The following is a 489-nucleotide window of genomic DNA, read 5'->3' on the forward strand; positions in this document are numbered from 1 at the left end:
GTTCGCGGCCATGGCGGCGCTGGTGCGGAGCGGCGGTGCCGCCGTCACCACGCGGGGCGTCGCCGGCCGGGCCACTGTTCCCGAGGGCGTCGGGTCCATCGACTTCCGGCTCGAACCGACACCCGTTCTGCTCGACGTCCTGGCGGCGGGCGCCGCGGAGGGCGTGCTGAAGGTGCTCGTCGACATCGAGCTCCCGCTGGAGAAGGCCCCGCAGGCCCTCGACCGGAACCGCACGGGCGGCGCCCGTGGCAAGACCTTGTTCGCGCTCTGACCCGTGTCCCGGAAGAACCGCTCGCAGAGGGAGTCCCACCAAGTCCGAACGAGTCCGAAGGAGGCGTCATGGACGACCGGGAGATCATCGACAACATCGGCGGTCTGGTCTCCGAGGAGCGAAATCTGCGCGACCGCTCCACCCGGGAGATGGGCCTGTCCGCGAACGAGAAGTCACGCCTGCGCACGGTGGAAGCCGAACTCGAACAGTACTGGGAC

At 69.7% G+C, this 489-nt stretch carries 2 protein-coding genes; both read left to right on the forward strand.

The genetic code is table 11. The features are described from left to right. A partial coding sequence (locus tag AC1DUE_RS20220) for a zinc-binding dehydrogenase (protein WP_477041197.1) occupies nt 1-271 on the forward strand: 271 nt, incomplete at its 5' end. 68 nt (nt 272-339) lie between these two features. After that, nucleotides 340-489: DUF2630 family protein (locus AC1DUE_RS20225; RefSeq protein ID WP_477041198.1), on the forward strand; the 150-nt coding region annotated here is incomplete at its 3' end.

It is taken from the genome of Cellulomonas sp. P4_A2 (assembly GCF_056402515.1).